Genomic DNA, 23681 nt, shown 5'->3' on the forward strand with positions numbered 1-23681 from the left:
GAGACGCCGAAACGAACTGATGAGCCGTCAGTTCCTGTATGGAGCAGAGGAACTGACGGCTCATCAATGAACTACATCAGTCGAACACGAACGGCCCCGGCGACTGCGCCGCGGTCGCCGTACACGTGACGTTGATGCCGAAGATGGTCATCTGCAGCGAGCCGCCGAACGCCTCCAGGCTGTCGCCGGAGGCCACGGTGCCGTTGAGCGGGCCGACGGTGACGGGGTCGCCGGTGGCCATCGCCGGGTTCTCCGTACCGGTGAAGGCGGTGGTGCCGCCGCTCGCGTTCACCAGGGTGAGCGTGGAGGAGATGGAGTCCTCCGACAGGGCGATCGGAGCGGTGATCGCGGACGTGACGGTGATGGTGGCCGCCGTGCCGTCCTGGGTGGCTGTGAGCGTGGCCTGGCCACCGCCGAAGATGCCGCAGTCGGCGTTGATCGTCGCCTCCTGCGGGGTGACGGCGAGGGCGCTGGGCGCGAACGCGAGCGAAGCGGCCGCGAGGGCCCCTACCGCCATCGCCGCACCTGTACTGATTCGTTTGCCGTTCATGGGGATCCGGCTCCCTTCCCGTGCGGGAATTGCCATGTGGGGATGGATGGGAGAGGTCCGAACGGGCCGTCGGCGGGGCGCGGTGCGGGGCGCCGAGTGGGGGGTGGTGGAGCTGTCGCCGGAATCTGACGGTCCGTCGGAACTAACGGTTCCATTGATGCGTGAGAGACACGGAGGCGGCAAGGTTGAATTCCGGCCGACTCTGAAAAGAGCGATTTTCAGCCTGCGGTCGCGGTGCTCCGCACGGTGCCGTCGGGTCCGGCCAGCAGCACGGGCGTCCCGGCTCCGCCCAGGTCAGCCACGGCCGCGAGATCCCCGTCCGGCACCGCGTCGGCCTCCGTGACGACCGCCGCCGCCTCCAGCGACTTCGCCCCGGAAGCCACCGCCATCGCCACCGCGGTGCGCAGCGCGCTCAGCTTCAGTGACCGAAGCTCGACGGTCCCGGCGACATACGTACGGCCGGTGTCGTCCCGTACGGCCGCCCCCTCGGGCACACCGTTGCGGGCCCGCGCGGAGCGGGCCAGGGTGACGATCTTGCGGTCCTCGGGGTCGAGCGCGTTGCTGTCGGTCATGCCCAGAGCATACGAAGAGCCGCCCTCGCCACCCGGCCACGGGGTACCCGCGTCACCCGGGGCGGCTCGCGTCAGCCCGCCACGGGGTACATCGCCCCGCGCCGCGCCTGCGGGGAGGCCAGCCACTCCAGCTTGGCCGCGGTGTTCGCCTCGTCCAGCGGGGTGTGCAGCACGATCGTCAGGTCGGGGCGGGCCGGCACCCGCATCGCCGTGGACTCCACGACCAGCAGTCCGGCCAGCGGATGGTCCAGTTCCTTGCGGATCTGCCCGGCGTCCTCGATGTCCCGCTCCGCCCACAGTGCGGCGAACTCCGGGCTGTCCGCGTGCAGCCGGTCCAGCAGCTCCTGGTACCCCTCGTCGTCGGGCCGCGCGGAGGAGGCCGCCCGGAACTGCGCGACGACCGTCCGCGCGTTCTTCTCCCAGCTCTTGGAACGGGACCGGTAGAGCGGGTCGGTGAAGAAGTCGACCAGGCAGTTCTGCGTGCCCTCCTGCCGCATGCCGAGCACGATCGCGGCGGCCGCGTTGTACTGCACGCAGTTGTAGTACGCGTCCATGATGTGCGCCGGATACGGCATCCACGTGTCGATCAGCCGGCGCAGCCCCTCGCACATGTCCCGCTTCTCCGGGGCCACTTCGGGCACCGGCGGGTTCAGTCCGGCCAGCACGTACAGATGCCGGCGCTCGGTGCCGCTCAGCCGCAGCACCCGGGCCACCGCGTCCAGGACCTGCGGGGAGACCGAGATGTCCCGGCCCTGCTCCAGCCACTGGTACCAGGAGGCGCCCACGCCGGCGAGCACCGCGACCTCCTCGCGGCGCAGCCCCGGGGTACGGCGCCGGGCGCCGCCGTCGGGCAGTCCCGCCTCGGCCGGACTCACCCGGGCCCGCCTGCTCATCAGGAACTCGCGCAACTCGGTCCGCCGATGGCTCCTGCCCACGTCCTCAGCCACGTACAGATCCCCCTCTGTCTGGTGGTGCCACCACCACGATAAGTTCCGACTCCCCACGCTTATTCCGGCCGCCCGATGCTCTTGCCATGGCGATCGAGACCACGACCCCGACCACTCCGTCCACCCCTTCGCACGGCACTCCCCGGCTGTCCACGCGGGACAAGCTCGTTCTGTTCGTCCTGTGCGCGGCCCAGTTCATGGTCGCCCTCGACTTCTCCGTCCTCAACGTCGCCCTGCCGGTCCTCGGCCCGGACCTGGGCATGAGCACCTCGGCCCTGCAGTGGGCGGTGACGGCGTTCGCGCTCCCGTCGGGCGGGTTCCTGCTGCTCTTCGGCCGCATCGGCGACCTCTACGGCCGCCGCAGACTGTTCCTGACCGGGCTCGCGCTGTTCGGCGCCGCCTCGGTGCTCGCCACCTTCGCCTGGGACCCGGCGTCCTTCCTGGCCGGGCGGGCGCTTCAGGGCCTGGGCGCGGCGGCGATCGTGCCGACCGGCATGTCCCTGCTGACGACGACCTTCCCGGAGGGCCCGGCCCGCGACCGCGCCCTGGGCATCTCCGGCACCCTGCTCTCGCTGGGCTTCACCGTCGGCATGGTGGCCGGCGGTGTGCTGACCGACGCGCTCGGCTGGCGCTCGACGATGGGCCTGCTCTCCCTCTTCGCCCTGATCGTCCTGCCGCTGGCCCCCGGCCTGCTCCCCGAGTCCCGCACCCCCGACCGTCCGCGTCTGGACATCCCCGGCGCGATCACCGTCACCGCGGGCCTGCTCGCCCTGATCTACGCCCTGTCCACCGCCGCCGACCGCGGCTTCGGCGGCGCGGACGTCATCGTCACCCTCGTCGCGGGCGTTCTGCTGCTGACCACGTTCGTGGCCGTCGAGTCCCGTACCGCCCAGCCCCTGGTCTCGCTTCCGATGCTGCGCCGCCGCACGGTGGCGTGGGGCAACATCGGCGGCCTGGTCACCTTCTCGATGATGTCGACGGTCGTCTTCGTGCTGACCCTGTACTTCCAGGAGGTCCTCGGCCTGTCCGCCTTCGAGACGGGCCTGGTCTTCGGCGTCCAGGGCGTCCTGTCGGCGGTGGCGGGCGCGTACGCCCCGAAGGTCATCGGCCGGCTCGGCGCCCGCCGCACCCTCGCCCTCTCGCTGGCCGGCCAGGGCGCGCTGGTCGCCGCCCTGCTGGGCCTGAACGCCCACACCTGGTCGGTCTGGCTCGCCACGACCGCCGTCTCGCTGGCGAGCATGTGCCACCTGGGCGCGATCATCTCCTACGGCGTCACCGTCACCTCGGGCGTCCCGGACGAGGAACAGGGCCTGGCCACCGGGCTGGTCACCTCCACCCAGCAGATCGGCCTCACCGTCGGCATCCCGCTCCTGGGCGTCCTCGCCACCACCTCGGACGACCTGCTGTCCGGCGTGCACACGGTCCTGGCGATCGACTCGGTGATCGTGCTGGCCGCCGCCGCACTGGTCGCGGTGGGCCTGCGGGTGCGCTCAGGGGCGGTCGAGGCGGAGCCGCTCGGCGCGCGGTAGACCGGCCACCACCAGGTCGTACGAGTCCTCCACCAGCTCCCGGACCACCCGGTCCGGGAGCTCGCCGTCGACCGTGACCGTGTTCCAGTGCCGCTTGTTCATGTGATACCCGGGGATGATCAGCCCGGGGTACTCCTCCCGCAGCCGCACCGCGTCCTCGGGGTCGCACTTGAGGTTCACGGTGAGCGGGCTGCCGTCGAGGCGGGTCAGCGCGAACAGCTTCCCGAGCACCTTGAAGACGGAGGTCTCGGGGGTGAAGGGGAAGTCCTCGACGGCGGCGTTGAACGAGAGGCAGAGGCCACGCAGTTCGTCAGGGGTCATACGGTCGTCTCCTCACCGGTCGCCGGACGGCCGTGACCGCAGTCGATCACGCCACCGTGGACGTCCACCACATCCCCGTGCCCGTCGAGGTACACCGTCACCCGTGCCGGCTCGTGCACGACCTCGAAGGGATCGCCGTCCCCGAAGCCGTACGTCTCCACCACGAACGTCTCCTCCGGCCGCAGCCAGTGGTCGCTGCCGTACGGCTCCAGGATCAGCTCCAGCATCGCCGTACCGCTGTTGGTCACCCGCATCCGGGCCACCGGTCCGTCGTCGGCCTCCGTCACTCCCGTCCCACTCCCCCGTCACTCCTTCGGCTTCGCCTCGGTGTCGGCCGGGTCCACCGGCTCCACCAGGACCGTGACGATCTTGTTGCGGCGGCCGGCCGAGTCCTCGGCGGTCAGGCGCAGTTCACGTCCGTCCGGCAGTTCGACGACGCTGGACGCGCCCGCGATGGGCACCCGGCCCAGGGCCTTGGCGAGGAGGCCGCCGACGGTCTCCACGTCCTCGTCGTCGTACTCCTCCAGGCCGTACAGCTCGCCCAGGTCGGTGATGTCGAGGCGGGCCGTGACGCGGTAGCGGTCGTCGCCGAGCTCCTCGACCGGCGGGAGTTCACGGTCGTACTCGTCCGTGATCTCGCCGACGATCTCCTCCAGGATGTCCTCGATGGTGACGATGCCGGCCGTGCCGCCGTACTCGTCGATGACGACGGCGACGTGATTGCGGTCCTGCTGCATCTCGCGCAGCAGATCGCCCGCGTTCTTCGTGTCGGGCACGAAGGCGGCGGGGCGCATGGCCGTCGACACCAGCTCGCTCTCCGCGTCCCGGCTGATGTGCGTCTTGCGGGCCAGGTCCTTCAGATACACGATCCCGACGATGTCGTCCTCGCTCTCCCCGGTCACCGGGATGCGCGAGAAACCCGACCGCAGGGCGAGGGTGAGGGCCTGACGGATCGTCTTGTAGCGCTCGATGACGACGAGGTCGGTCCGCGGGACCATGACCTCCCGTACGAGCGTGTCGCCCAGCTCGAAGACCGAGTGCACCATGCGGCGCTCGTCGTCCTCGATCAGCGACTCCTTCTCGGCGAGGTCGACCAGCGCGCGCAGCTCCGCCTCGGAGGCGAAGGGACCGCGGCGGAACCCCTTGCCGGGGGTGAGCGCGTTGCCGATGAGGATCAGCAGATACGGGACCGGCCCCATGATCCGGGCGAGCGGCACCAGCACGTACGCGGCCGCGGTCGCCGTGTTCAGCGGATGCTGGCGGCCGATGGTGCGCGGGGAGACCCCGACGGCCACGTACGACACCAGGACCATCACGCCGATCGCGACCAGGAGGGCCTCGGTGGTGCCGGAGAACTCCTGGAGACAGGCGTACGTCACCAGCGCGGCGGCCGCCATCTCGCAGGCCACGCGGACCAGCAGGGCGACGTTCAGATAGCGGGTCGGGTCGGCCGCGACCTGCGCCAGCTTCGCGCTGCCCCGGCGGCCGGACTTGACGGCCTCCTCGGCACGGAAGCTGGACACGCGCGCGAGGCCCGCCTCCGCGCAGGCGGCGAGCCAGGCGACGACGACCAGCGCGACGGCGCCCGCGACGATCTGCGGGCTCATGAGACGGTCGGAGCCGGAGAGGGGCCGGTCATGCCCTTCTCCGCACGCCAGCCGTCCACGATGGCGGCCTGCAGACCGAACATCTCGGCCTTCTCGTCCGGCTCCTCGTGGTCGTAACCCAGCAGGTGCAACACCCCATGGACGGTGAGCAGTTGGAGCTCCTCGTCCATGGAGTGCTGCGTCGGCGCTTCCTCGCCCTGCTTCTTGGCGACCTCGGGACACAGCACGATGTCCCCGAGCAGCCCCGCCACCGGCTCCTCGTCGTCCTTCGCCGGCGGACGCAGCTCGTCCATCGGGAACGACATCACGTCGGTCGGCCCCGGCAGGTCCATCCACTGGATGTGCAGCTGCTCCATGGCGTCGTCGTCCACGACGATCACCGAGAGCTCGGAGAGCGGGTGGATACGCATCCGCGCGAGCGCGTAGCGGGCGATGTCGAGGATCGCCTGCTCGTCGACCTCGGTTCCGGACTCGTTGTTGACGTCGATCGACATGGTCGTGCTGGTCTACTTCCGCTTGTTACGGGCGCCCTTGTGGGTGCCGTTCTCCGTACCGTTCTCGCTGTCGTACTTCTCGTACGCGTCGACGATACGGCCGACCAGCTTGTGCCGTACGACATCCTGCGACGACAGCCGCGAGAAGTGGACGTCGTCGACCCCTTCGAGGATGTCCTGCACCTGGCGCAGACCGCTCTTGGTGCCGCTCGGCAGGTCGACCTGCGTCACGTCACCGGTGATCACGATCTTCGACTCGAAGCCGAGCCGGGTGAGGAACATCTTCATCTGCTCGGGGCTCGTGTTCTGGGCCTCGTCCAGGATGATGAAGGCGTCGTTGAGCGTGTTGTGCGTCAGCAGGTAGTCCGTGGTGACGTACAGCGAGTCCTCGGCCGCCACCTGGATGCAGACCGTCTCCTCCCTCCCCGCGGGCTCGATGCTGTCGATGAACCGCATCGGGCGTCCGCCGCCTCCGGCCGCGTGGTACTTGTCGCGCTTGCGGGCGAGGCGGAAGGGTTCGATGCCTTCGGGGAGGCGGATGTCCACGACATGACTGTCATGGACGTGGGCCGCCAGAGCCGTGCCCTGCTCCCGGCCTTCGGCCGGACGACGCCGTGTGTACGCGACACCGCCGAGCGACTGGACCAGGGCGATGATGTCGTCACGCAGCAGGATCGACGTGGTGGAGAACTGGATTCTGCAGGTCCGGTCGGACTGCGTGACCGGTCCGCCGTCGGAGTCGAGCAGGCCCTGGAGAACGGCCAGTCGTACTTCGGCGGTGTTGTGCAGGTAGTCGTCCGGGACGAACTTGGTGTGCGAGCGGGTGCGCAGCAGATCCAACTCGCGCAGAACCCGCGTGACGGGGTTTTCCAGGGTGACCACGTCGCCGGGTGCCTTGATCCGGTTGAGGATGTAGTCGGGTCCGCCCTTGTGCCGTACGACGACACCAGGCAGCGCGCCTTCCAGTGCCTCGGCCAGTTCCGCATCCTCCGTCGCGAAGGACGGGGTCGCGGAGCCGGTGAGGCATCCGTCACCGAGCAGTAGGCCCAGCGCGTACGGGTCCATGGGGACGTCACGCCCCGGGAAGGAGACGGGAGCCGTGAGCATCGGCAGCTCGTACCGGCGAGCGTGTGCCGCACGCAGGTTGCCGATCATCTCCTGGGTCTCCAGGACCCGCCACGGCTTGTCGCGGCGCTTGTCGTCGCGTGTCCTGACCGTCCACAGGTGCTCGCCGCAGGCCAAGGTCCAGGAACCGTCCTGGGCAGTGACACGGTAGATGTCGCGCTCACCCTGCGGGTAGACGCCGAGTACCGGGGTCGGCTCACCGTTCGAGCCGATGACCAGGTCACCGACCTCAAGGCTGCCGATAGGGCGCCAGCCCTCCGGCGTCAGGACGTTGGTGAACACCGGCTGACTTCTGCCACGCATGTACGCCAGCGGCGCCACCTCGATCGTTCCCGCCGCCATCAGCTTCGGGATCGACTCCGGGTCCAGCATGTCGTGCAGCGCGTCGTACAGCGGGCGCAGGTAGGGGTCGATCTTCTCGTAGAGCGTGCCCGGCAGGAAGCCGAGCCGCTCGCCCGCCTCGACCGCGGGGCGGGTGAGGATGATGCGGGTGACCTGCTTGGCCTGCAGGGCCTGCACCGCCTTGGCCATGGCGAGGTAGGTCTTGCCGGTGCCGGCCGGACCGATGCCGAAGACGATCGTGTGCTTGTCGATCGCGTCGACGTACCGCTTCTGGTTCAGGGTCTTGGGGCGGATGGTGCGGCCGCGCGAGGACAGGATGTTCTGCGTCAGGACCTCGGCCGGGGTCTCCTGGCCGTCGCCCTTCCCGTTCTCGCTCGCCCTCAGCATGGCGATCGAGCGTTCCACTGCGTCCTCCGTCATCGGCTGGCCCGTGCGGAGCACCAGCATCATCTCGTCGAACAGGCGCTGGACGAGGGCGACTTCACCGGCGTCGCCGACCGCGTTGATCTCATTGCCCCGGACGTGGATGTCGGCCGCCGGGAAGGCCTTCTCGATCACGCGCAGGAGGGCGTCGCCGGAACCCAGCACGGTGACCATCGGGTGCTGGGCAGGGACCGTGAACTGTGCTCTGGCCTGCCCCTGCGCGGGGGTGGGAGCTGTGGGTGTCTGAGTCATGGGCCGGCTCTGTAGGCCTGCGATTCCTCCTCGTCACGGCCGCGTAGCTGAGGGCGGCCTCGCGGTTCCAAGAGTACGTCGGTGCACTGACAACGCCGTAGGGCTTTTCGCGGGTGTGGGCGCCCTGTGTGAAGCGATGAGCCCTGCATGCTCCCCCCGCGCGTGGGAAGAATGCGCTCCGTCACCACTATTCGTGCGCCGCTACACGCGTTCGAAGACGGCGGCGCTCATCCCGTCCGTCCGGATCGCCCTTCCGGATCGCCCTTCCGGATCGTCCGCCCGGATCATCTGCCGGAGAAAGAAGGTAGGCCGTGCTCCTGCGTCTGCCCACGTCCGTGTCCGAGGCACAGCGGTGCCTGACCGAGGGGGCGATACCCGTCGGTGGTGCCACCCTCGTGTGGGCGGGCTGGCAACGGGACGGCTTCCCGGAACAGGCCGTGTCCCTGCGCGAGGTGCCGGAGGCGAACGTCCTCGGCGCCGAGGAGCTGGGGGCGGCGGTGCTGCTGCACCAGGTCGACGAGCGGGTGCCGGAGGTGCTGCGGCGGGCGGCGGCCGGGATAGGCACGGGTGCCGTGCGGCGGACCGCGACGGTGGGCGGGAACATCGTCGGCAGCACGCTGCGGTGTCTGCTGCCCGCGGCCCTGGTGCTGGGCGCCCGCGCCCTGGTGCTGACACCGGAGGGTCCGATCCGCACGGACCTGGCCGAGCTCCTGGCCAAGCAGCCCCTCCTCCTGAGCCTGCACTGGCGCGCCCCGGTCGCCAGCGGCTACCGCAAGCTCCCCGAGGCGGCGGGCGGCCCCCCGCCCTACGTGGTCGCCTCCGCGGTCCACGCCCCCACGGGCACGCGCCCCCTGCTACGGGTCGCCGTGCGGGAGGGGTACGAGGTGATCAGCGAGTCCGTTCCGTGCGACACCGGCACGGAGGCGGTGCTGGAGGCGCTGGACGGTACGGCACTGGGGTCACTGCCGGCGCAGGTGCGCGAGGTGGTCCATGAGCAGGTCAGCGAGGTACTGGGGCGGGCCGGGGAGCGCTGAGGGGCCGATCCTCCGAGTCCTGAACGGTCAGGTCGATCTGCCGAAGCCGATCGTCGGCACCGCCCGGCGCAGCGGCCACGGTCTCGCCGCCGCCTCCGGGAGGAGGGTCTCCAGGAAGGCGTACCGCTGGAGGGCCGTCGGGTCCTGGGCCTCGACGGACTGGACCTTGCGCCACCAGGCCGCGATCTCGGACCAGCCGGGCGCCGAGAGCGAGCCGCCGAACTCCTGGACGGACAGCGCCGCCGTGAGGCCCGCGAAGGCGAGGCGGTCCGCGAGCGGCCAGTCGGCCAGGGTGCCGGTGACGAAGCCGGCCACGAAGACGTCACCGGCGCCGGTGGGGTCGAGGGCCTCCACGGCGATGGCGGGCACCTCGGCGGTCTCGCCGGTCCGCCGGTCGACCGCGTAGGCGCCCTCCGCGCCGAGGGTCACCACCGCGAGCGGCACGTGTTCGGTGAGGGCGTGGGCGGCGGCGCGCGGGGACTTGGCGCCCGTGTAGCGCATGGCCTCCTCCGCGTTCGGCAGGAAGGCCTCGCAGTGTTCGAGGTCGGGCAGGCCCGCCAGGTCCCAGGCGCCGGTCTCGTCCCAGCCGACGTCGGCGAAGACGCGGGTGCCCCGGCGCGCGGCCTCGGCGATCCAGGGGGCGGGCTCGCCGGGCGTGAGGGAGGCGACGGCGGCACGCGCGCGGGGCGGGTTGTCCAGGACGCCGGTCTTGGCGACGGCCACGGCCTCGGAGGGCGGCTCGTGGCCGTGGGAGACCATCGTGCGCTCGCCCTCGTAGGCCATGGACACGGTGACCGGGGAGTGCCAGCCGGGAACCGTGCGGGAGGTGGAGAGGTCGATGTGCTCGCCCTGCTCCAGGGCGTCCCAGCAGTACTCCCCGTAGTGGTCGTCGCCGAAGGCCGCGGCGAGGGACGTGCGCAGGCCCAGACGGGCCAGCGCGGTGGCCATGTTGGCGACACCGCCGGGGCTCGACCCCATCCCGCGCGCCCAGGACTCGGTCCCGCGCACCGGGGCGGTCTCCAGACCCGTGAAGACGATGTCGAGGAAGACCGTGCCCGTGAGGTACACGTCCCAGGGGGGATCGTCCGGTGCGCGCACGGCGGCCAGCGGGTCGACCTCGGCCTGACACTGCGGTCCCGAGGTGACGGGCGAGGGTCCCTTCCCATTGGGCGCGATCACGGTGCACTCCCTGACATGGTGCGGATCAGGCCAGTGTGCACCACACCACCGACAACCGGCCGTCGCAGCAGGCCCGCCCGTGGGTCGCGCCGGGGAGGGGAGCCGCAGGTCCACCGCGTGCCGCCGCGCCGTCACCGCGTTCGCGCCCCGGCCGCCGCCCGCGACCGGATCCGGCCGCCCCGGCCCCGACCGCTGCCCGTGCCTACCAGCGAGGCACGCTCGGCGTCTCCCACCCCGGTTCCGCGACCCGCATCGCCGCCGCGTCGTCCCGCTCGCGCAGCGACCCGTCGTCGTCGAGCCACCGCCGATGCAGCAACTCCAGCCTGCCGCGGTCGAGTTGGACGCCGAGGCCGGGCGCGTCGGAGACGGCGACCTTGCCGCCCGCGAAGGTGAGGCGCTCGGTGAGGACGTCCTCGGACTGCCAGGGGTAGTGGGAGTCGCAGGCGTGGTGGAGGTTGGGGACGGTGGACGCGACATGCGTCATCGCGGCCAGGCTGATCCCCAGGTGCGTGTTGGAGTGCATGGACACCCCGACGCCGAACGTCGCGCAGACGGCGGCGAGTTGCTGGGTGTTGCGCAGTCCGCCCCAGTAGTGGTGGTCGGAGAGGACGACCTGGACGGCGTCCCGCGAGAACGCCTCCCTGATCTCGGCGAAGGTCGTCACGCACATGTTGGTGGCGAGCGGCACGTCGGTCCCGGCGGACACCTCGGCCATGGCGGGCGTACCGAGGGCCGGGTCCTCCAAGTACTCCAGAAGGCCGCCCACCTCCTGCGCCACCTTGAGCGAAGTCGCCACGGACCAGGCGCCGTTGGGGTCGAGCCGCAGCGGGTGCCCGGGGAAGGCCTCGGCCAACGCCCGTACGGCGGCGATCTCCTCGTCCGGCGGGAAGACCCCGCCCTTGAGCTTGAACGAGGTGAACCCGTACCGCTCCTTGAACTTCCGCGCCTGCTCGACGACCCCCGCCGGATCGACCGCGGCGCCCCAGTCGTCCTTCTCGCAGGCCACGCCCGCCGGATGGTCGGCCCACTTGTAGAACAGGTACGCGCTGTACTCGACGGCGTCCCGCACCTTGCCCCCGAGCAGCGCGTGCACGGGCAGGCCGAGGGTCTTGCCGAGGGCGTCGAGGCAGGCGACCTCGAAGCCGGAGACGACGGACAGGCGCAGCTTGTCGGCGGTCTGGACCCCGCGCAGCCCGCCGACGTCGACCTGAGCGGAGACCCGTGAGTCGTCCACGGACACCTCGTCGGCGATCGTGAACAGCCCGTTCAGATCCGTGACCTGACGGCCTTTCAGTTTCTGGGCGAACGGCCGGGCCAGTTCCAGGTACTTGGTGTCGCCGTACGTCTCGCCGACGCCGGTGACCCCGTCGGCCGTCTCCACCTCGACGATCAGCCGGGGGGTGTACGGCTGGTGCACGCCCTGCGTGTTGAGCAGGGGCGGGTCGGCGATCAGGATCGGCGTGAGCCGTACGTCGGTGATGGTGAGGTTCACAGGGCGGCTCCTACGAGGTCGAGGCCGGCGGCGAGGAGGGCCTTGAGGTCGGCCAGGTCGGCGGCCGAGGGGTCGGTGAGCGGGGCGCGGACGGGACCGACGGGCCGGCCGCGCAGTCGGGCCGCCGCCTTGACCAGCGAGACCGCGTATCCCGGTACCCGGTCGCGGAGTTCGACGAGCGGGACGTAGAAGTCGCGCAGCAGCTTGTCGACGGTGCCGTCGTCGCCGGCGCTCAGGGCGGCGAAGAAGGCGTTCGCGATCTCGGGGGCGAAGGCGTGCACGGCGGAGGAGTAGGCGGGGACGCCGACGGTGGCGTAGGCGCGGGCCTGGATCTCGGCGGTGGAGGCGCCGTTGAAGAAGAGGAAGTCCTCGGGGGCGGCCAGGGTGAGGCGCTGGAGGCGGTCGAGGTCGCTGTGGCCGTCCTTGAGGCCGATGACGCCGGGGATCCGCGTGATCCGCCGGAACGCGTCCATCCCGAAGGCGACCTGGCCGCGCTGGTAGGCGATGAGCGGCAGCGAGGTGCGGGCGGCGATCTGCTCCAGTTGCGCGACCAGTCCGTCCTGCGGGGCGGCGACGAGGTAGTGCGGCAGGACCAGGAGGGCGTCGGCGCCGGCCTCCTCGGCGATGCGCGCGAACCGTACGGCCTGCGCCCAGCCGTAGCCGACGCCGGCGACCACGGGCAGCCGGCCGGCCGCCTCCTCGACGGTGACGGCGACGACCGTGCGGTACTCGTCCTCGTCCAGCGAGAAGAACTCGCCGGTGCCGCAGGCCGGGAAGACGGCGCCGGGTGCGGCGGCGATCTGCGCCGCCACATGGGCGCGGAAGCCGTCCGGGTCGAGCGAGCCGTCCTCGTGGAAGGAGGTGAGCGGGAAGGAGAGCACACCGCCCGTCATCCCGTCCCGCAGCCTGCGCACCACGGTCTCCGTTGCGCCGTTCACCTTAGGCACCTGAGGCCATCTCCCCATGTAGACGTTATCCACGTATGAAGACAGAGATTAGATACGCGAACCACGACCGTCAATGGGGCGCTCACGCTCGCTACCATCGGCGCATGTCAGAGCCCGGTGGCGTCCGCGAGGTGAAGTCCGCCGCCCGCACGGTCGAGCTGCTCGAACTGCTCGCCGCGCGCGGCGACCGTCCCGCGCGCCTCCAGGAGCTCGCCGACGAGCTGGGCGTGCCGCGCAGCTCGATGTACGCGCTGCTCCAGACCCTGATCAGCCGCGGCTGGGTGCGCACCGACGTCACCGGTTCGCTCTACGGCATCGGCATCCACGCGCTGCTCACCGGCACCACCTACCTCGACTCCGACCCGCGCGTGCGTGCCGTACGCCCGTATCTCGACGAGGCCTCCGTGGCGCTCGGCGAGACGATCCACATGGGGCGCCTCGACGGGTGGGACGTGGCGTATCTCGCGACCCGGGAGTCGCACGAGTACCTGCGCACGATCCTGCGGGTCGGGCGGCGGCTGCCGGCGCACGTGGGCGCGCTGGGCAAGGCGCTGCTGGCCCAGCGCCCGGACGAGGACCTGCCCGAGGGCCCGTACGAGGCCCTCACGCCCAACACCCGCACCACCCGTGAGTCCCTGGCCTCCGACCTCGCCCTGATCCGCGCCCGCGGCTACTCGATCGACCGCGAGGAGGGCGTCCTCGGCATCGTCGGCTTCGGCTTCGCGCTGCGCTACGACACCCCGGCCCAGGACGCGATCAGCTGCGCGGTGCCGGTGGCCCGGCTGACGACCGAGCACGAGGAGCGGATCGTGACGGTCATGCGGGAGATCAGGGAGAAGATCGAGTCGGCGACCCCGGGCGCGGCAGGCGCGGTGCACTGGCGTTAGCCCTGGTCGGACAGGCCGGGTTCACCTCGAAGTCGCTCTCCGCTACCCGACCTCTCCCACCCCAAACACAACGTGCGCCACATCACACATCCCGGGCTTCTTTCCGGAACCGCGTGCTTGATACAAATTCCTCGCGCGTTCCTGTCCGTCGACGGCCTGCGCCCAACCCCCTTCATGAGCCGCTTCTTTCGCATGCCCTGGGAACGCCCGTGTTCGCCCCCCGCACCATCGCCTGGCCCCTCGTCGCCCTTTTCACGGCCGGGTACCTCGCTCCCTACCTCCTCCCGACCACCGTCGGCCGCCTGGACTCCGGGCTGCCGCTGAGCGCCACTCAGGCCGGCGCCCTCGGCAGCGCCCTGCTGCTGAGCTCGGCCGCCGCCGGCTTCGTCCTCGCCTCCCGCGTCGACCGCGTGGGCCCCCGCACCCTCGCCCGCATCGGCCTCGCCCTCGCCGTCCTCGGCTACGGCACCGCCGCCCTCACCACCGCCGTCCCCGCGGTCGTCGTGGGCGCGCTGGTCGGCGGTTTCGGCTCCGGTACGGCCACCACGGTCGCCGCCACCGGCATCGCCGCCCAACCCGACCCGCATCGCACCACCACGGTCGGCCTGCTCGGCGTCTCCGCGCTCGCCGGCGCGGTCTATCTGACGGTCCCGCACCTCGGGCCGGGCCACGGCCAGCCACTCGCCGCGATCGCCCTCACCGCACTGCTCGTCTGGCCGCTCACCGGCCGCCTCCCGCTCCGCACGGCGACCACCCACGCCGTGCTCGACGGCAGCCGCCTCCCGCACTTCCGCGCCGGACTGCTCCTCGCCGTCACCATGCCCTGCTGGTCCCTCGTGCAGAACTCCCTGTGGGGCGTCAGCGGCCGGATCGGCCTGGACCAGGCGCGGTTGGCGGAGACCACCGTCGGCGCGGTCTTCGCGGTGGCGCTCGGCGCGGGCCTGTTCGGCGTGACGGTCGCGGGCGCCCTCGGCCCCCGCCTGGGCCGCGCGCTGCCCATCGGCGCCGGTACGGCCGTCATCGCGCTCTGCATCCTGCTGAGCGCGTCCGCGACCGACCTGACGACCTTCGCGACCGGCGAGATCGCCTGGAACCTGCTCTACCCGGTCGTCCTGTCGTACGTCATCGGCCTCGCCGCCTCCCTCGACCCACGCGGCCGCTGGGCCGTCCTGGTCGGCTCGGCGTCCTCACTGGGCACGGCGGCGGGACCGCTGACGGGGAGCGTGCTGGCCGCGCGGGCCGGGTTCCCTGCGATGGGGGCAATCCTGGCGGTCGGGCTGCTGGTGATCGCCGTACCGATGACCACGGTCGCGCTGGGCTTCGGCAGGCGTCAACTGCCGGTCGTGGAGATCCCGGTGGAGACGATCTCCGTGGACACGCCCGTCCCGCACGCGTACGACACGACACCGGCGGCCTAGAACACATAGGTCTAGAACTCGTACGCGTCGACCTCGGCCAGGTACCGCGCCCGCAGCTCCTCGTCGTCCTCCAGGAAGGACGCGACGAACGAGTTGCGGGCCAGTTCGCGCAACCGGTCCTCGCTCAGGCCCAACGCCGAGTGAACGGCATCGAAGGTGTCGCCCGCGTAACCGCCGAAGTAGGCGGGGTCGTCGGAGTTGACCGTGCAGAGCAGACCGGCGTCCAGCATGGCGGGCAGCGGGTGCTCGGCCAGGACGTCCACCGCGCGCAACCGGACGTTGGACAGCGGGCACAGGGTCAGCGGGACCCGGTCCCGGACCAGACGGGCGACGAGTGTCTCGTCCTCCATGCAGCGCAGCCCGTGGTCGATCCGCTCGACGCCGAGGACGTCCAGGGCCTCGGTGATGTACTCCGGCGGACCCTCCTCACCGGCGTGCGCGACCCGTCGGAGACCGAGGGCCGCGGCGGCCTCGTAGACCTCGCGGAACTTCACCGGCGGGTGGCCGACCTCCGCCGAGTCGAGGCCGATGCCGACGATCCGGTCGAGGTACGGCTTCGCGGCCTCCAGCGTCTCCATGGCCGACTCGGCGGACCGGTCGCGCAGGAAGCAGAGGATGAGGCGGGTGGAGACGCCGTGGTGCGTCTCGCTGCTCCCCAGCGCCCGCCACAGGCCGTTCACCACCGTGCCCATGTCCACGCCCCGCGCGAGGTGCGCCTGCGGGTCGAAGAAGATCTCCGCGTGCCGTACGCCCTGCGCGGCGGCGCGGGCGAGATAGGCGTTCGCCAGGTCCTCGAAGTCCCGCTCGGTGCGCAGGACGGCCATCAGCTCGTAGTAGAGGTCCAGGAAGGTCTGGAGGTCGTCGAAGAGATACGCCTTGCACAGTTCCTCGGTGTCCGCGTAGGGCAGCGCGACACCGTTGCGGGCGGCGAGCGCGAAGGCGAGCTCCGGCTCCAGGGTGCCTTCGATGTGCAGGTGCAGTTCGGCTTTGGGGAGAGGCATCGAAGTATCGTACGGGTGTTTTATCGACGTTTCGGAACCGGCACCCGCAGCAGATCGTGCGCCACGGTCAGCTCCCCCTCGTAGCCCGCCGCCCGCGCCTGCCGCTCGAACTCGTCGGGGTCGGAGTAGCGCTGGCTGAAGTGGGTGAGGACCAGATGCCGTACGCCCGCCTCGCGCGCCACCTCCGCCGCCTGCCCCGCGGTCAAGTGACCGTGGTCCACGGCGAGTTGCTCGTCCGCGTCGAGGAACGTCGACTCGATGACCAGCATGTCGCAGCCCTCCGCGAGGGCGTGGACGCCGTCGCAGAGACGGGTGTCCATGACGAACGCGAAGCGCTGGCCGTGGCGCGTCTCGCTGACCTCGGCGAGGGAGACGCCGCCGACCGATCCCTCGCGCTGGATACGGCCCACGTCCGGGCCCTTGATGCCGTGCTCGGCGAGGCGGTCCGGGAGCATACGGCGGCCGTCGGGCTCCGTGAGGCGGTAGCCGTAGGACTCGACCGGGTGGGACAGCTTGCGGGCTTCCAGGGTGTACGAGGGCGTGGTGACGAGTACGCCGTCCGCGTCCACGGGAGCCTCAGTGATGCCGACCGTCTCGCGGTACGCGGTGGAGTAGCGCAGGCGGTCGAAGAAGTGCTGCCCGGAGCGTGGATAGTGCGCGGTGATCTCGTGCGGGACCCGGTCCAGGTTGATGCGCTGGATGACGCCGGCGAGACCGAGGGAGTGGTCGCCGTGGAAGTGCGTCACGCAGATCCGGTTGAGGTCGTGCGCGGCGACGCCCGCGCGGAGCATCTGGCGCTGGGTGCCCTCGCCGGGGTCGAAGAGGATGCCTTCGGCGTCCCAGCGGAGGAGGTAGCCGTTGTGGTTGCGGTGGCGGGTGGGGACCTGGCTGGCTGTGCCCAGGACCACGAGTTCGCGTACGGACATGGCGGTTTATCCAGGGGGCCACGTGAGGCCGCGGCCTCCGAGCACATGGGCGTGCGCGTGGAAGACGGTCTGGCCCACGCCCGCACCGGTGTTGAAGACGATGCGGTAGCTGTCCAGCTTGTCCTCGTCGGCCACGGCCTGGGTCTCGCGGAGTACGTCAGCGGCGAGTTCCGGTGCGGCGGTGGCCAGTTCGGCGGCGTTCGCGTAGTGCGCCTTGGGGATGACCAGAACGTGGGTGGGGGCCTGGGGGTTGATGTCCCTGAACGCGACGGTGGTCTGAGTCTCACGGACGATGGTGGCCGGGATCTGTCCTGCGGCGATCTTGCAGAACAGGCAGTCGTCCTGGGGCTCTCCTGGCATGCGCCGCTCCTCAACCGATCGATCGAATATGGGGCATCGTAGCGTTGTCGGGTGCGGGTGGTTCGTGGCTGAGCGCGCAGTTCCCCGCGCCCCTTTAGGTGGGCAAAGCGGGCGGGGTTTTGGCCGGACTGGTCTCCAGTGACTCAAGGGCCAAGCGGATCGCCTCGTCCAACTGAGGGTCCCTGCCCGCTGCCCAGTCCTGAGGGCGTTGCAGGACCTCCACATCGGGATCCACCCCGTGGTTCTCCACGCCCCACCCGTAACCCTCAAGCCAGAACGCGAACTTGGGCTGGGTCACTCGGGTGCCGTCGACCAGGTGGTAGCGGTTGTCGATGCCGATGACTCCGCCCCAGGTGCGGGTGCCCACGACCGGGCCGATGCCGAGGGCCTTGATCGCGGCGTTGACGATGTCGCCGTCGGAGCCGGAGAACTCGTTGGCGATGGCGACGACGGGGCCGCGGGGGGCGTCCTCGGGGTAGCTGTAGGGGCGGACGCCGCGGGGGACGTCCCAGCCGACGATGCGGCGGGCCAGTTTCTCGATGACCAGTTGGGAGGTGTGGCCGCCGCGGTTCTCGCGGATGTCGACGACGAGGCCCTCGCGGGCCACCTCGATCCGCAGGTCGCGGTGGATCTGGGCCCAGCCGGGGGCCTGCATGTCGGGGACGTGGAGGTAGCCGAGGCGGCCGGCGGAGTGTTCGTGGACGTAGGCGCGGCGGTCGGCGACCCAGGCGTGGTAGCGGAGGGGTTCCTCGTCCGAGACCGGGACCACGACCGCGTGGCGCTGGTCGCCGCCGCCGGACGGGAGGATCGTCAGCTCGATCGGTTTGCCCGCCGTGCCGACCAGGAGGGGGCCCGGGCCGGGGATCGGGTCCACCGGCCGGCCGGCTACCGCCACGATCGCGTCGCCCGCGCGGACCGCCACGCCGGGGGCGGCCAGCGGGGAGCGGGCGTCGGGGTCGGAGGTCTCGGCGGGCAGGACCCGGTCGACGCGCCAACTGCCGTCCTCGTGACGGGAGATGTCGGCACCGAGCAGGCCCTGGCGCTCGCCGTCGCCGTGGCCGCCGCGCGCGGTGACGTAGGCGTGCGAGGTGCCCAGCTCGCCCTGCACCTCCCAGAGGAGGTCGACGAGGTCGTCGTGGGTGGCGATCCGGTCCAGGACGGGGCGGTAGCGGTCGAGGACGCCGGCCCAGTCGACGCCGCCCAGGTCGGGGCGCCAGAAGTTGTCCCGCATGAGGCGGCCGGTCTCGTCGTACATCTGGCGCCACTCGGCGGCCGGGTCGACGGTCTGGCGGACGCGGCTGAGGTCGACGGTGATGTTCGTGTCGCTGTCGTCGTCGCCGGAGGCGCGCCGGTCGCTGGGGACGACCTTGAGCTTGCCGTCGGTCCACAGCAGGACCCGCTTGCCGTCGCCGCTGACCGTGAGGTGGTCGGCGTCCGAGGCGAGGTGCTCGATGCGCTGCTGGACCAGGTCGTACCGTTCCAGCGCGGTCCGCGGGTCGGGGTCGTCCGGGGTGGCCCGGGAGGCGCCGAGGACACCGCGCACCGGGTGGCGCAACCACAGCACACCGTCCTTGGCGGCGCGCAGGGTGGAGTAGCGGGCGGCCTCGACCGGGAACGGCACGATCCGGTCGGCGAGCCCTTCGAGGTCGATACGGGTGCTGGGGGCGCCCTCGCTGTCGGGCGTCTCGTCCTTGTCCGGGGCCTCGAAGGGCCGGCCGTGGCGCTGCGGCCCGAAGGGGGACGGGGTGGTCGCGGCCAGCGTGATCAGGTGCGGGCGGGAGCCGCCGACGAAGGCCAGGTCGAAGACGTGCTCGTCGTAGACCGGGTCGAAGGAGCGCGCGGAGAGGAACGCGAGGTGCTTGCCGTCGAGGGTGAAGACCGGCGAGTAGTCGCGGAAGCGGAGCGGGGTGGCCTCGGTGACCGAGAGGTCGGTGGTGTTGGCGAGCCGGAGCTGGCGCAGCGGGCGCGGGCCGGGGTGGGACCAGGCGAGCCAGCCGGAGTCGGGCGAGAAGACCAGGCCGGAGACGTTGCCGTCGGCGCTGCTGTCGATCTCGCGGACCTCGCCGCTGTCCCGCTCGACGAGCAGGACGCGTCCGTCGTGCGCGGCGACGGCGACCCGGCTGCCGTCGGGCGCCACGGCGAGGTCGAGGACCCGGCCGAGCTGTCCCGCGGCGAGCCGGCGCGGGGTGGCGCCGGGGGCGCTGCCGGTCGCGGGGGCGAACTCCAGGGCGTCGTCGCCCTCGGCGTCGGTCACCCAGACGACGTGCTCCTCGCCGTCGGCGCGGAAGGTGCGCGGCAGGCGGGCCCGTACGCCGGGTTCGGCGGCGAGCGCGCGGGCCGGGCCCGCGCGGTGGGTGACCCAGTGCACGGCGCCGCGGACGGCGACCGCGCTGCCGCGGGCGGTGTGGTCGGGGTGGGCGGAGCCGAACCAGCGGGCCGCGTTCACGGGGAAGGGCTGGAGGTCGACGCGCGGGCCGCCGAGCCGGATGTCGAGGCGGCGGGGTTCGGCGCCGTCGAGGTCGTCGAGGACCCACAGCTCGCCGACGCTGGAGTAGACGAGTCGGCCGCCGTCGCCCGCCAAGTGCCGTGCGTAGAAGCCGTCGACGGGTGTGTGGCGGCGCAGGTCGGACCCGTCGGCGAGGGAGGAGTAGACGGCACCGACACCCTCGTGGTCGGAGAGGAAGGCGATCCGGTCCCCCACCCATACGGGGGTCTCCAGATTCCCGTCCAACTCCTCGTGCAGGCGCACGAATTCGCCGTCGCCGTCCGGGTCGATCCACAACTTGCCCGCCGTACCGCCCCGGTACCGCTTCCACCAGGCGGCCTCGCGGCCCATCGGCGCGGACAGCAGCACGGTGGACGGCCCGAAGGCCACATCGCCGACCGGCCCGTACGGCAGGGTGGCGGCCGGTCCGCCGTCCAGCGGGACGGCCCGCGCCCAGCTGCGGCGCAGGCTCGCCTGACCCTGCGCGCTGATCGCGAGCACCTCTCCGTCCGGGGTCCAGCCACGCACCTGGGTACGCGAACTCCCCCAGTGCGTAAGGCGTTTGGCGGGGCCGCCGTCGACCGGCGCGACATGCACCTCGGGCGCGCCGTCCCGGCCGGACGTCCAGGCGACGGTCGTCCCGTCCGGCGAGATGCGCGGATGGTTGACCGGCACGTTGTCGGCACTGACCCGCCAGGCCCGACCACCGTCGAGGGGCGCGAGCCACACATCGTCCTCGGCGGTGAACGCCACCGAGTCGCCGTGCAGATGCGGATACCGGAGATAGGCGTGGGCCGCGGGCTGTGTCACCCGATCACTCTATGCAGTCGCGCTCACCGGGCACAGGGGTTTGGATCACTTGGCCACGGACGGTCCGGCCCGGTCACTTGCCCTCGACCGGCCAGCAACTGGGGTCGCTCTGGCAGTAGATCGTCCGGGTGACGGTCACCGTGACCGTGGGTTCGCCGGGTTGCTGGTAGGTGGCGGGCGGGTTGACCGGGGACGGGGTGGCGTTGCAGTTGCCGAGGCCGTTCACCCGGAACCACTCCTTGCCGCCCACCTTGGCGACCAACTGACCGCGTACGCAGGAGCCGTTGACCGCGCGGGTGACCGTCCCGGTGACGGTGATCTCCCGGCCGTCCTTGGTCTCGCCCTGGCAGTCCACGTTGGCGACGGTCGTCTCGCTCGCCTCGGGCGTCGACTTCCCGGGCGTGTAGGCCTTGTCGTTGCCGTAGTTGGCGGTGCAGCTGAGCCACTGGACGTCGACGTTCTTCCGCTCCAGCTCCTTGGTCGCGGTCTGGTCGGTCGTGTACGCCACCGCGGCGGTGCTCAGCCCGTTGGGATCGCACCCGACGGTCCCGCCGACACCGAGCACCACGAGCCCGGCCACGGCCAGCACCCGCGGTCCGCGCGGCCGAAGCCAAATCCGCCTCAATGCCCCCATGGAGGGCAGCCTGCCACTTGGCACGGCACCACGGTAGACCGCATGTGGTCACCTTGGGAGGCACAACGACAACCTGCCGGGCCCGAACATCCGCCCAGTGGCCGTCAGCCGCGCAGCAGCAACCACTCCTGAAGTTCCACCAGATTGCCCTCGGGGTCCTTGAGATGGGCGACGCGCATCCGGTCGGTGAAGGGGGCGGGGCCGTGCAGGAGGGTGGCGCCGCGCTCGGTGATCTGGGCGCAGTAGGTGTCGAGGTTGTCGACGCGCAGGACGACGAGGGAGCGGTGGCCGGTGGCCGAGTCGCCGAGTTCGCCCAGGACTTCGGCCATCATGGCGCGGTCCTGGAGGGCGATGCCCGCCGAGCCGGTGGCCGGGCTGAACTTCTCGTACGGGCCCTCGGTCGCGCCCGACTGCGGCTTCAGGCCGAGGACTTCGGCGTAGAAGCGGTAACAGGCGGCGAAGTCGGTGACGAGGAGGCGGACTTGGGCGAGTTCCATGGGTTCCCCCGGGAGGACGTTCAGGACCAGCGGCCGGTGCGGCCGAGGAGCAGGGCCGTCGCCGCGGTGCCCGCGGTCGAGGTACGCAGCACGCTACGCCCGAGGCGGTAGGCCTTCGCGCCGGCCTCCTCGAAGCGCGTCAACTCCTCGGGGGAGACGCCGCCTTCGGGGCCGACGACCAGCACAATCTCGCCCGTGGCGGGGAGTTCGGCGGTGGCCAGCGGGTCGCTGGGGTAGGCGCGGTCCTCGTGCAGGACGGCGGCGAAGTCGGCTTTGGCGAGAAGTGCGACAACCTGGGCGGTCGTCGCCGCGTCCGCGACCTCCGGGAAGCGCAGCCGGCGGGACTGCTTGCCGGCCTCGCGGGCGGTGGCCCGCCACTTGGCGAGGGCCTTGAGGCCGCGCTCGCCCCTCCACTGGGTGATGCAGCGGGCGGCGGCCCAGGGGACGATCGCGTCGACGCCGGTCTCGGTCATCGTCTCGACGGCCAGCTCGCCGCGGTCGCCCTTGGGCAGGGCCTGGACGACGGTGATACGGGGGGTGGGTTCGGGTTCCACCGGGAAGTCGGAGGGCTCGACGAGGAGCCGGTCCTTGCCCTCGGTCCGCAGGACCGCACCGGCCGCGCCCCGGCCCAGACCGTCGGTCAGCACCACGTCCTCGCCGGGCTGCAGCCGTCGTACCGAGACCGCGTGCCGTCCTTCGGGACCTGTCACCTCGACGACCGACCCGGGGCCCACGCCCTCCAGGGAGTCGACCACGAACACCGGCGCGGTCACCGGAAGCCGCCCTTGCCCGACAACGCTGTCAGCGCACTGTCCAGTTCGGCCGCGAGGACCTCCACCAGCTGTCCTGCGGGCAGTTCGCGGGCCATGCGGTGGCCCTGTCCCGCCCACAGCGCCATGCCCTGCGCGTCCCCGGCCTTGGCGGCGGCCTTGCGCAGCGGCGAGGTGAGGTGGTGGACCTGCGGGTAGGCGGCGGGGGCGTACGGGCCGTGCTCGCGCATGAAGCGGTTGACCAGGCCGCGGGCGGGGCGGCCGGAGAAGGCGCGGGTCAGTTGCGTACGGGCGAACAGGGGGTTGGTCAGCGCCTGCTTGTGGACGGCGGCGGCGCCGGACTCGGCGGTGGCGAGGAACGCCGTGCCGAGCTGGGCCGCGCTCGCGCCCGCCGCGAGGACGGAGGCGATCTGGCCGCCGCGCATGATGCCGCCGGCGGCGAGGATCGGCAGGGTGACGGTCTCGCGGACCTGGGCGACCAGGGAGAGCACGCCGATGCCGGAGCCGTCGTTCTCCGGGATGTCCCGGTGGGTGCCCTGGTGGCCGCCGGCCTCCACGCCCTGCGCGATCACCGCGTCGGCGCCGGCCCGCTCCACCGCGAGGGCCTCCTCGGCGGTGGTCACGGTGACCACGGTGAAGGTGCCGGCCCGGCGCAGCGAGTCCAGCACGTCCCGGCTCGGGATGCCGAAGTGGAAGGAGACCACCGACACCGGGTTGTCGAGCAGCACCGCGAGCTTGGAGTCGTAGGCGTCGTCCCGGCCGCTGTCAGGATCGCCCAGCTCGGTCTCGTACCAGGCGGCCTCGCCGGCCAGCTGGTGGGCGTAGATCTCGACGGCGCCGGGGTCGGCGTTGTCCGGCTGCGGCATGAACAGGTTCACGCCGAAGGGACGGTTCGTGAGCCCTCGGATCTGCTTGATCTCCTGGTACATGCCGTCGGCCGTCTTGTACCCGGCGGCAAGGAACCCCAGCCCGCCGGCCTCGGACACGGCGGCGGCGAGCCGCGGCACGGAGACGCCGCCCGCCATGGGCGCCTGCACGATCGGGTGAGGGAAGAGATCGGTCAGTGCGGAGGACATGAC

General features: G+C 71.6%; 23 protein-coding genes. 4 read left to right on the forward strand and 19 right to left on the reverse strand.

What is annotated here, in order from left to right; all coding sequences use genetic code 11:
• Window positions 1-76: 76 nt before the first annotated feature.
• From ACIP6U_RS23085 to ACIP6U_RS23095, 3 genes are all read right to left on the reverse strand, one after another.
• Window positions 77-550, reverse strand: a complete 474-nt coding sequence (locus tag ACIP6U_RS23085) for a hypothetical protein (protein ID WP_401720839.1) — start codon at window positions 548-550, stop codon at window positions 77-79.
• Window positions 551-768: 218 nt separating this feature from the next.
• Window positions 769-1122: a cytidine deaminase gene (locus ACIP6U_RS23090; RefSeq protein ID WP_401720842.1), complete on the reverse strand. Its 354-nt coding sequence runs from the start codon at window positions 1120-1122 to the stop codon at window positions 769-771.
• A gap of 71 nt (window positions 1123-1193) precedes the next feature.
• Window positions 1194-2015, reverse strand: a complete 822-nt coding sequence (locus ACIP6U_RS23095; protein WP_124000428.1) for a helix-turn-helix domain-containing protein — start codon at window positions 2013-2015, stop codon at window positions 1194-1196.
• 140 nt (window positions 2016-2155) lie between these two features.
• Between ACIP6U_RS23095 and ACIP6U_RS23100 the strand changes: the two genes are divergently transcribed.
• Window positions 2156-3598: an MFS transporter gene (locus tag ACIP6U_RS23100; RefSeq protein WP_401720845.1), complete on the forward strand. Its 1443-nt coding sequence runs from the start codon at window positions 2156-2158 to the stop codon at window positions 3596-3598.
• On the opposite strand, the gene ACIP6U_RS23105 is transcribed toward ACIP6U_RS23100, so the two are convergent.
• Genes ACIP6U_RS23105 through ACIP6U_RS23125 form a run of 5 tightly spaced genes read right to left on the reverse strand, consistent with a single transcriptional unit; the run spans window position 3560 to window position 8162 of the window.
• Window positions 3560-3919 carry an MmcQ/YjbR family DNA-binding protein gene (locus tag ACIP6U_RS23105; protein ID WP_123999877.1) on the reverse strand — a complete coding sequence of 120 codons (360 nt, stop codon included), beginning with the start codon at window positions 3917-3919 and terminating at the stop codon, window positions 3560-3562. The genes ACIP6U_RS23100 and ACIP6U_RS23105 overlap by 39 nt on opposite strands.
• A complete protein-coding gene (locus ACIP6U_RS23110; protein WP_401720848.1) occupies window positions 3916-4206 on the reverse strand; it encodes a hypothetical protein in 291 nt (96 codons plus the stop codon). Before ACIP6U_RS23110 ends, ACIP6U_RS23105 begins: the two co-directional genes overlap by 4 nt.
• Before the next feature lie 18 nt (window positions 4207-4224).
• A complete protein-coding gene (locus ACIP6U_RS23115; RefSeq protein WP_401720851.1) occupies window positions 4225-5526 on the reverse strand; it encodes a hemolysin family protein in 1302 nt (433 codons plus the stop codon).
• Window positions 5523-6020: an rRNA maturation RNase YbeY gene (ybeY, locus tag ACIP6U_RS23120; RefSeq protein ID WP_401720854.1), complete on the reverse strand. Its 498-nt coding sequence runs from the start codon at window positions 6018-6020 to the stop codon at window positions 5523-5525. Before ybeY ends, ACIP6U_RS23115 begins: the two co-directional genes overlap by 4 nt.
• Window positions 6021-6032: 12 nt before the next feature.
• Window positions 6033-8162 (reverse strand): PhoH family protein, encoded by a 2130-nt coding sequence (locus tag ACIP6U_RS23125; protein WP_401720857.1) that lies wholly within the window; start codon window positions 8160-8162, stop codon window positions 6033-6035.
• A 311-nt stretch (window positions 8163-8473) separates the two neighbouring features.
• On the opposite strand from ACIP6U_RS23125, the gene ACIP6U_RS23130 reads away from it, so the two are divergent.
• Entirely contained in the window at window positions 8474-9196 is a 723-nt protein-coding gene (locus tag ACIP6U_RS23130; protein ID WP_401720860.1) for an FAD binding domain-containing protein, read from the forward strand.
• A 27-nt stretch (window positions 9197-9223) separates the two neighbouring features.
• Here the strand turns inward: ACIP6U_RS23130 and ACIP6U_RS23135 are convergent, their stop codons facing one another.
• The 3 genes from ACIP6U_RS23135 to ACIP6U_RS23145 all read right to left on the reverse strand — a co-directional run bounded on the left by ACIP6U_RS23135 (window position 9224) and on the right by ACIP6U_RS23145 (window position 12832).
• Window positions 9224-10375, reverse strand: coding sequence for a carbohydrate kinase family protein (locus ACIP6U_RS23135; protein ID WP_401720863.1), 1152 nt, complete (start codon window positions 10373-10375; stop codon window positions 9224-9226).
• 202 nt (window positions 10376-10577) lie between these two features.
• The gene (locus ACIP6U_RS23140; protein WP_401720866.1) at window positions 10578-11867 is read right to left on the reverse strand and encodes a glucarate dehydratase family protein; all 1290 of its coding nucleotides are present in this window, start codon (window positions 11865-11867) and stop codon (window positions 10578-10580) included.
• Window positions 11864-12832 carry a 5-dehydro-4-deoxyglucarate dehydratase gene (locus tag ACIP6U_RS23145; RefSeq protein WP_401720869.1) on the reverse strand — a complete coding sequence of 323 codons (969 nt, stop codon included), beginning with the start codon at window positions 12830-12832 and terminating at the stop codon, window positions 11864-11866. Before ACIP6U_RS23145 ends, ACIP6U_RS23140 begins: the two co-directional genes overlap by 4 nt.
• Window positions 12833-12918: 86 nt before the next feature.
• Here ACIP6U_RS23145 and ACIP6U_RS23150 point away from each other — a divergent pair, with 86 nt between their 5' ends.
• Window positions 12919-13701: an IclR family transcriptional regulator gene (locus ACIP6U_RS23150; protein ID WP_401720872.1), complete on the forward strand. Its 783-nt coding sequence runs from the start codon at window positions 12919-12921 to the stop codon at window positions 13699-13701.
• A 209-nt stretch (window positions 13702-13910) separates the two neighbouring features.
• Complete coding sequence (locus ACIP6U_RS23155; RefSeq protein ID WP_401720875.1) at window positions 13911-15119, forward strand: MFS transporter; 1209 nt, start codon at window positions 13911-13913, stop codon at window positions 15117-15119.
• A gap of 11 nt (window positions 15120-15130) precedes the next feature.
• On the opposite strand, the gene ACIP6U_RS23160 is transcribed toward ACIP6U_RS23155, so the two are convergent.
• The 8 genes from ACIP6U_RS23160 to ACIP6U_RS23195 all read right to left on the reverse strand — a co-directional run bounded on the left by ACIP6U_RS23160 (window position 15131) and on the right by ACIP6U_RS23195 (window position 23678).
• Complete coding sequence (locus ACIP6U_RS23160) at window positions 15131-16120, reverse strand: adenosine deaminase (RefSeq protein WP_401720878.1); 990 nt, start codon at window positions 16118-16120, stop codon at window positions 15131-15133.
• 20 nt (window positions 16121-16140) lie between these two features.
• Window positions 16141-17046 (reverse strand): ribonuclease Z, encoded by a 906-nt coding sequence (locus ACIP6U_RS23165; RefSeq protein WP_401720881.1) that lies wholly within the window; start codon window positions 17044-17046, stop codon window positions 16141-16143.
• A gap of 6 nt (window positions 17047-17052) precedes the next feature.
• Window positions 17053-17406: a histidine triad nucleotide-binding protein gene (locus tag ACIP6U_RS23170; protein WP_401720884.1), complete on the reverse strand. Its 354-nt coding sequence runs from the start codon at window positions 17404-17406 to the stop codon at window positions 17053-17055.
• 94 nt (window positions 17407-17500) lie between these two features.
• Entirely contained in the window at window positions 17501-20701 is a 3201-nt protein-coding gene (locus tag ACIP6U_RS23175) for a S41 family peptidase (RefSeq protein ID WP_401720886.1), read from the reverse strand.
• Window positions 20702-20774: 73 nt separating this feature from the next.
• Window positions 20775-21335 carry a hypothetical protein gene (locus ACIP6U_RS23180; protein WP_401720889.1) on the reverse strand — a complete coding sequence of 187 codons (561 nt, stop codon included), beginning with the start codon at window positions 21333-21335 and terminating at the stop codon, window positions 20775-20777.
• Window positions 21336-21439: 104 nt separating this feature from the next.
• A complete protein-coding gene (locus tag ACIP6U_RS23185) occupies window positions 21440-21832 on the reverse strand; it encodes a VOC family protein (RefSeq protein ID WP_401720891.1) in 393 nt (130 codons plus the stop codon).
• Between the two features lie 20 nt (window positions 21833-21852).
• Window positions 21853-22605: a 16S rRNA (uracil(1498)-N(3))-methyltransferase gene (locus tag ACIP6U_RS23190; RefSeq protein WP_401720894.1), complete on the reverse strand. Its 753-nt coding sequence runs from the start codon at window positions 22603-22605 to the stop codon at window positions 21853-21855.
• Window positions 22602-23678 (reverse strand): nitronate monooxygenase, encoded by a 1077-nt coding sequence (locus ACIP6U_RS23195; RefSeq protein WP_401720896.1) that lies wholly within the window; start codon window positions 23676-23678, stop codon window positions 22602-22604. The genes ACIP6U_RS23190 and ACIP6U_RS23195 overlap by 4 nt, the downstream gene beginning before the upstream one ends.
• Window positions 23679-23681 lie beyond the last annotated feature (3 nt).

Origin of the sequence: Streptomyces sp. NPDC088794 (genome assembly GCF_044750545.1) — a bacterium.
Classification (GTDB): domain Bacteria; phylum Actinomycetota; class Actinomycetes; order Streptomycetales; family Streptomycetaceae; genus Streptomyces.